This window comes from Bradyrhizobium lablabi, from assembly GCF_001440475.1.
GTDB classification, from domain to species: Bacteria; Pseudomonadota; Alphaproteobacteria; order Rhizobiales; family Xanthobacteraceae; genus Bradyrhizobium; species Bradyrhizobium lablabi.
Map to the genome: position 1 here is coordinate 122504 of NZ_LLYB01000103.1, position 6778 is coordinate 129281.

Here is a 6778-nt window from a genome sequence, read left to right on the forward strand (position 1 = left end):
TGCCGCCGACTGCAATCGATACAGGCGCAAAGTTCTTGGAGAGTCCAGGAGGAGCCAGTGCCGTCACCTGGAGCGACGCGCTGGCGGTGTTGCCGGTTCCTCCATTGCTCGAGCTGACGTTCGAGGTGGTGTTTACCTTGGTGCCAGCGGTCGTGCCGGTCACGGTGANCCGACATCGTGCAGGACGAGGCGGCAGCGATGGTCGCGCCCGAGAGGTTGACGCTGCCGCCGCCGGCAGGCGCGGTGAGGGTGCCCCCGCACGAACTCGTCAGGCCGCTGGGTGTCGCAACCACGAGCCCGGCCGGGAACGGGTCGTTGAACGCGACGCCCGTGAGCGCTGCCGAAGCGTTGGGATTGGTGATCGTGAGAGTGAGCACCGATGTGCTGCCGAGTGGAATCGACGAAGGTGCGAAGCTCTTTGCGATTGCGGGGGGCGAAGGGGGCGCGGCGATTACATTCAGATTTGCGTTTGCGGCGTTACCAGGCCCTTGGTCGGAGAAGAGCTGGACCGGACCGTTGTGCTTCGTGCCAGCGGACGTGGCCGTCACGTTGATCCCGACTGTACACGTCTGGTTCGACGTGAGGGAGACGTTCGCCAAGCTGACGATATTGCCGCCTGCGGTCGCGTTGCCGCCGCAGGTGCTGCTCAGGCCGCTCGGGGTAGCGACAGCAAGCCCTTCGGGCAGGACGTCTGTGAAGTGTACGCCGCTGTTCCCCAAATTGGCGGCGGTGATCAAGAACGTCAGCGTCGTGCTACTGCCAACCGAAATCGCGCCCGCCCCGAACGACTTGGCAAGCGTTGGCGTATTCTGCCCGCGCACCTGCGCAGACCCCGGCGTGGCGAGTAAAAACGCGATCAGCACGCCCATAGCAGCTGCCCACCCCGCGGCGCGGCGGTGCAGTTTCTGCAGTCCAACCTTCATCGCCGCCCCCCAAGGGCAGTTGTCCGATCGGCAAAGGCAAAAACAAAAAGGTGAGGTGCTTCCGCCGGGCGGACGTGGACGACGAGCACGCACTAACAGAGGTTGATACAGAAAATAGGCGCACGCTGAAATATTTTCATGGGATTCGCCACGCCAACAACAAGCGGCGGAGCAATTTCCAGCTCAGTGTTGGAATTGAGTGACGCAGCGGTCAGTAACGCTGACCAAATCTGGAATGCCATCTGGTTGATTGAGTGCACATGGAACTTGTTGAAGCGGCACCCCAAGCGATGCGCGCTACCGCGCGGGGCGATGCCGTCAACTCGTGGCTGCCGCACGTAGTTTTGAGGATGATTCCGAGACCGCGCCGGGTTCGATCAATCCGACGCTCCGCGCCGGCACCTGCAGCTCGCTTATATCCGTGTGTGCCGGAGATACGTGATCTTGGCCGATCCAGCATGCCGAGGATCGCAAGGAAGGCGTCGAGGCGTTTCTTGGCCGTCGCAAGCCGCGGTTCAAGGGAAGGTAGAATGGCGTGACGTCCTCACGTTGCGCCCTAGGCTTGATTTATCGCAAGGCGGTAGCCTGATGCCATTCTTAGGCTCCGGTCAAATACCGCGTGGGGACTGGGCCAGGGGTTAATTCGATACGGATATTTCGTTTGCGCGGAAGCGGCGCGTGAACGAACGGCGAAGAAACCTGCCGGCTGCATCCTTCACGAGGAGGGCACGCGGGATGTTCACATTTCGAACCTCACTCACCTTCGCGGTAATGGCGTTTATCGTCGCTCTGGCCGTGCTGCTGATCGCAATTCAGATCCTGTCTCTTCGTTGGGCCACACACGAGGCCGCGTCGGCCTACATGGATGCGACCAGTGCGAAGGCGCTCGGCCGCCTCAGGACGGAAATTACCGCCATGACGTCGTTGGTGCATGTTCTGGCGACCAGTTCCAGTGTGGCCGATTCAAATGAAAGAACCGAGACCGGCCATGCGATCCCGCTATTCAAGGCCGCCCTGCAGGAACTGCCCCAAATGGACAGTGTCTATGCAGGTTACGAAAACGGCGCCTGGTTGCAGGTACGGCGCATTGGCGATCTCAACGACGAGCAGCGTGGAAGGTTGCGTGCGACGCCCGAAGCAAACATTGCGATCAACTTGGTGCGCCCCACACCCAGTGGCGATCTGCCGATGCGACGAATTTTCGAAGATCAGCAAGGCAACGAGGTCGGGCAACTTGATCTGTGGAAATACGGATACGACGCGCGGATGCGGAGCTGGTACCGCGAGACGGTGAAAGCCGACCGCGCGCTGGTCTCATCGCCTTATCTTGCGTTCAGCATCGGCGCGCCGGTGATCACGGTTAGCGCGCCCTTGCGAGGCAAAGTGTCCGGCGTCCTTGCTGCAGATCTCAAGCTCGACAGCTTCAGCGAATTCGTCCAGGCGCAACGACCCGGAGCGCACGGCAGTGTCTTGATGTTCGACTCGACCGGCGCGCTTATTGCCCATCCAAATATTGCACAATTCGTCGTCGATGCGATGACGCATCCATCCCAACCGCAATTGCCAAGCATCAAGGATATCAACTCGGCGGTCGTGCAGGAAGCCTTGCGAAGGTCGGACGGTCGCGACCACTACGATGGAAGCATCCGTGACGATCACGGGCGGGACTTTCTGTTCAGGGTGACAAAATTCAATCTGGGTGGGCAGTTCAACGCCAACATATTGTTGCTGGCGGCCCAGGAAGACTTTGCTCAGAATGTTCGGAATCTCCAGTACACCGGACTATTCCTCGCAATTGTCGCCAGCGCCGCTTTTATTCCGGTCGTTTGGATATTTGGCGGCGGAATGTCTCGATCCCTCAAAGGCATTACGGCTCAAGCGGTCAAACTCCAGAGGCTGGCTGCGCCCGATCGCTCGTCAGTCACGTCACGCATCAAGGAACTTTACGAACTTGGCAGTGCAATGGAGCTTGCGCAGCGCGCCATTTGGTCGTTCGCGCACTTTGTCCCCAAGGAGATCGTCCAGCGGATCGTTGATGATTCCATCTCAACCGAGCTTGGCGGTGTTCGAGAGGAGATTACCGTCGTTTTCACCGACGTCCGGGATTTCACGACGATCGCAGAATCCGCCGACCCTGACACCCTCATGCACCAGACGTCGCGATATTTTTCCGTGCTTACGGACGCTTTCCTCGCCGAAGGCGGAACAATCGACAAGTTCATTGGCGACGCAGTGATGGTGTTCTGGAACGCACCCAATCCACAGCCCGACCACGTCGAGCGGGCGTGCCGGGCAGCTCTTGCGGGCAGGGCGGCATGTGAGGCGCTCAACTCTCAGTTCGAAACCGAAGGTCTGAAGCCGTTCTTCACGCGATTTGGCATTCATGTCGGGGAGGCCGTCGTCGGTAATCTCGGGTCGACGGAGCGGATGAACTATACCGCCCTTGGCAATACGGTGAATCTGGCGGCGCGCCTCGAAGGGCTGAACAAGCAATTTGGGACCACCATTCTTGTGAGCGAAGGCGTCTATTCGCGGGTTCAGCACGGCTTCCAGTTCCGAGCCTGCGAGGCAGTCATTGCCAAGGGCATGACGAAGGAAACCCGCATCTTCGAACTGGTCGGGGCCGCGGCATGAAATCAATGATGCCAAGTTTGATGCCAAGGTTATTCGGCTTGTGGCTGATGCTCGCTGCCTCAGCGGCTCACGCAGGCGAGGACACCATCAAAATCGGAATTCTCCATTCCTTGTCAGGCACCATGGCCATCAGCGAGTCGGTGCTCAAGGACACCGTTCTCATGCTGATAGCAGACCAAAACAAGAAGGGCGGTCTGCTCGGACGGAAACTGGAGCCGGTCGTTGTTGATCCCGCGTCCGATTGGAACGTCTTTGCGGAAAAAGCCAGGCAACTACTCTCGAACGACAAGGTCGCCGTTGTGTTTGGGTGCTGGACCTCGGCCTCGCGCAAGTCCGTGCTGCCGATTTTCGAGGAACTGAACGGCTTGCTCTTCTACCCCGTGCAGTACGAGGGCGAAGAAAGTTCGCGCAATATTTTCTACACGGGAGCCGCGCCCAACCAGCAAGCAATTCCGGCCGTTCGATATCTGATCAGCAATGAGGGAGGCAAGGTTCGCAGATGGGTTCTGCTCGGTACCGACTACGTCTACCCGCGCACGATCAACCGAATCCTGAGCGCGTATCTTGCTGCAGATGGGGTGTCGCCGGATGACATCATGACGATCTATACGCCGTTCGGTCATTACGAATGGCGAGAGATCGTCAAGCGGATCAAGGCTTTTGGTTCGGAGGGAAAAAAGACCGCCGTCATATCAACCGTCAACGGCGATGCCAACACCTACCTCTACAGGGAGCTCGCGGCCCAAGAGGTGGACGCCAATGCAATTCCGGTGATGGCTTTCTCGATCGGCGAGCGCGAATTGCTTGATGCGGACGTTTTCCCGGTCGGGCACATGGCGGCCTGGAATTACTTCCAGTCGATCAAGTCGGCGGAAAACGACGCTTTCGTGAAAATGTGGGCGGACTTCAACGAGCAACGAGACGTAACCACGAATGATCCGATGGAGGCCACCTTCATTGGCTTCAGGATGTGGGCGCAAGCCGTCGTTCAAGCGGGCACAACCGACATAGATGCGGTCCGGCAAGCCATGTACGGTCAGAGGATCAACGCACCGAGCGGCTTCGAGGTTGTGATGAACACCAATCATCATCTTTCCAAGCCCGTCATGATAGGCAAGATAAATTCTTCCGGGACCTTCAATGTCATCTGGCGGTCGATCAATCCGGTCCGAGCCGATGCCTGGAGCAGGTACATCCCCGACAGCGCCAACCGTACGGCTGATTGGACCTTTCCCTGGGTCTGCGGGGGATGCATCGAGCCGACGTACAAGGAATGGTGAGCGTCTCTGGAAGACTGTGCTCAGAGGGAAGGGTGCTCGCTTCGCGGCAATGTCTGGTGCTGGCCGTTTTGCCACTGCTCAAAGCAATCCTAGCCTAAAGGGTTCCTGGGTAGTCCGCGAGCATCATTTTTGGCGTCGCTGTACCTCCCGGCGTGAGTTGTCTTCGTCTCCGACAGCGACCAGTCTAGTTCTTGACCAGCACGGGAGGCGAGAATACGGTCTCGCTATAAGATCGTTAAAGACTCTCACGTCTAGTCTAGGATGTTCCTATGCGCAGGAATTTCCAAGTTGCGTGTACTCTCGATCTCCCGCTGCCCGAATTTAGTGCACGCGCAAGTCGCTGCTAAGCATTCTCTAATTTCAGTCATACAAAGGCGGTTGTCAGCCACAACGCAGTCGTAAGCGAACTGCCTGACGACATCCCCCGATGGGGAGCCACTGCGGCCAGACCCACTGTCGATCCGGACCCATTGTCGTTCCGGAAACCGGTTTGTTCTGCAGGAGCGCACGTCGATCAGCGAAGGCACCAGCGACTCGCTGAGGCAATCCCGCCGCTCGGAAGCACAAGGCTCTGAACAACGGGAGCGTGATTATGGACGCAAACTTTACTGTAATCGCCGGCGGGCCGGGAACCGACGGCTCCGCATTCGAGAGGGAACTCGCGGTGGCGGTCGCCGGTGAGGTTGAACGGGAGGGGCCGACCCTCGGCGCGGTTGCCGACCTCTGGACCTTCGTCGTCACCCACAAGGAAGAGATTCTGGTCGGCTTTACCTTCGCCGAAGCCGCCCTGCAGATCGTGGACCGTCTGATTGAACTGGCGACCCGGCGCGGCAGCACCATCAAGGTCGTGGACCGGGGGCGGGAGGTGACGGTGGAGACGAGTCGGCGCCAGGAAGCCGCTGACGTGGTCCGCGCCGCGCTGGAACGGTCGGCGCCAGCGGGCGGATGATCGCCATGTCACTACCCGATCTCGCAGCCCTGAAGCGAACTTCCATGCTGCAGCAGCAGATCAATGCCGCCGCGCCGCCCGCCTACGTCGCGCGCAATGCGGGCAGCGCTGATGCACTTGAGAAGCAGGCGATGCTCTGCGCCGCTGTCCGGGCGTTGGTCGCCGCGGTCATGGCGGGCGAGGCCACGACCATCGGACTTTCCATGGATATGGTCGTCAATGAATTCTGCGTCCTGGCAGACCTGCTCGCCCTGGCCGGACGGCGGCCCGAGGCCAAGGCCACCTTCGCTGAGGCCGAAGCGGCCGCCCGCAGTCTCGGCACGCCAGAGCACCAGGCGCGGGTGGCGATTGACCAAGCGAAATTCCTTCAGCGGGACAGGGCGGAGTATGCTCAGGCCCTCGCGCTGCTCTTCAGAACACGTGAAGAACTCGTCGCGCGGCGCGAGGATGTGGCACAGCAGATCAGTGCTGTCGTACACTTGGGCATCCAACTGTCCGAGTTATTCCGGTGGCTTGGCGACCATGTGCGCGCGGCCGGGGAACTTGGCGAAACCAAGCGGTCGGCAGTTCGCCTTGCCGCCCATGCGACGAGCCAGGGCGATGCCGTTGCCGGGCTGTTGCGCGAGATGGACTTGTTTGAGCTGCAGTTCCAGGCGGCGATGCTCTTCCTTGATACAGGCCACTGGCGGTGGGCGAGGTCCGCGTTGGATGCTGCCCTGCCGCGCTACTCAAACCTCGATCCCGCCCTCCTGGCTGCCTACCAAGCTGCGGTGCCGGGGTATACCGGCCTCGATCCGCATTTCCTGGCGACCTACCAAGCCTACCGCGCCAAGCTCGCGCTCGGCGAGCGTAAGCCGGATGAAGCGCTGGCGCTCATCGATAGCGTCCGCGAACTCTTTGATCGCCTTCCCGGGCTCGCGGCCCAGCGCGGTGTCCTGCGGGGGCTGCGCGCCCGCGCGCTGATCGAGGCCGGCCGCGCCGCCGAGGCGCTG

General features: G+C 60.3%; 4 protein-coding genes and 1 pseudogene. 4 read left to right on the plus strand and 1 reads right to left on the minus strand.

The features are described from left to right. Positions 1–169: 169 nt before the first annotated feature. Positions 170–923, minus strand: a pseudogene (locus CQ14_RS48580) (DUF7933 domain-containing protein); the annotation flags it as partial. Positions 924–1658: 735 nt separating this feature from the next. Here CQ14_RS48580 and CQ14_RS30565 point away from each other — a divergent pair. From CQ14_RS30565 to CQ14_RS30580, 4 genes are all read left to right on the plus strand, one after another. Next, positions 1659–3557, plus strand: coding sequence for an adenylate/guanylate cyclase domain-containing protein (locus CQ14_RS30565; RefSeq protein ID WP_082650108.1), 1899 nt, complete (start codon positions 1659–1661; stop codon positions 3555–3557). Then, positions 3554–4837 (plus strand): urea ABC transporter substrate-binding protein, encoded by a 1284-nt coding sequence (gene urtA, locus CQ14_RS30570; RefSeq protein WP_057861517.1) that lies wholly within the window; start codon positions 3554–3556, stop codon positions 4835–4837. Before CQ14_RS30565 ends, urtA begins: the two co-directional genes overlap by 4 nt. A gap of 592 nt (positions 4838–5429) precedes the next feature. Continuing rightward, on the plus strand, positions 5430–5786 hold the full coding sequence (locus CQ14_RS30575; RefSeq protein ID WP_057861518.1) for a hypothetical protein: 357 nt from the start codon (positions 5430–5432) through the stop codon (positions 5784–5786). 5 nt (positions 5787–5791) lie between these two features. Continuing rightward, positions 5792–6778 (plus strand): hypothetical protein (locus tag CQ14_RS30580; RefSeq protein ID WP_156435615.1); only part of this gene is annotated, 987 nt, incomplete at its 3' end.

Bases quoted from the DNA above. Each gene is read 5' to 3' on its own strand.
- urtA (WP_057861517.1), top strand. From the start codon at position 3,554: ATGAAATCAATGATGCCAAGTTTGATGCCAAGGTTATTCGGCTTGTGG.
- CQ14_RS30565 (WP_082650108.1), top strand. From the start codon at position 1,659: ATGTTCACATTTCGAACCTCACTCACCTTCGCGGTAATGGCGTTTATC.
- CQ14_RS30575 (WP_057861518.1), top strand. From the start codon at position 5,430: ATGGACGCAAACTTTACTGTAATCGCCGGCGGGCCGGGAACCGACGGC.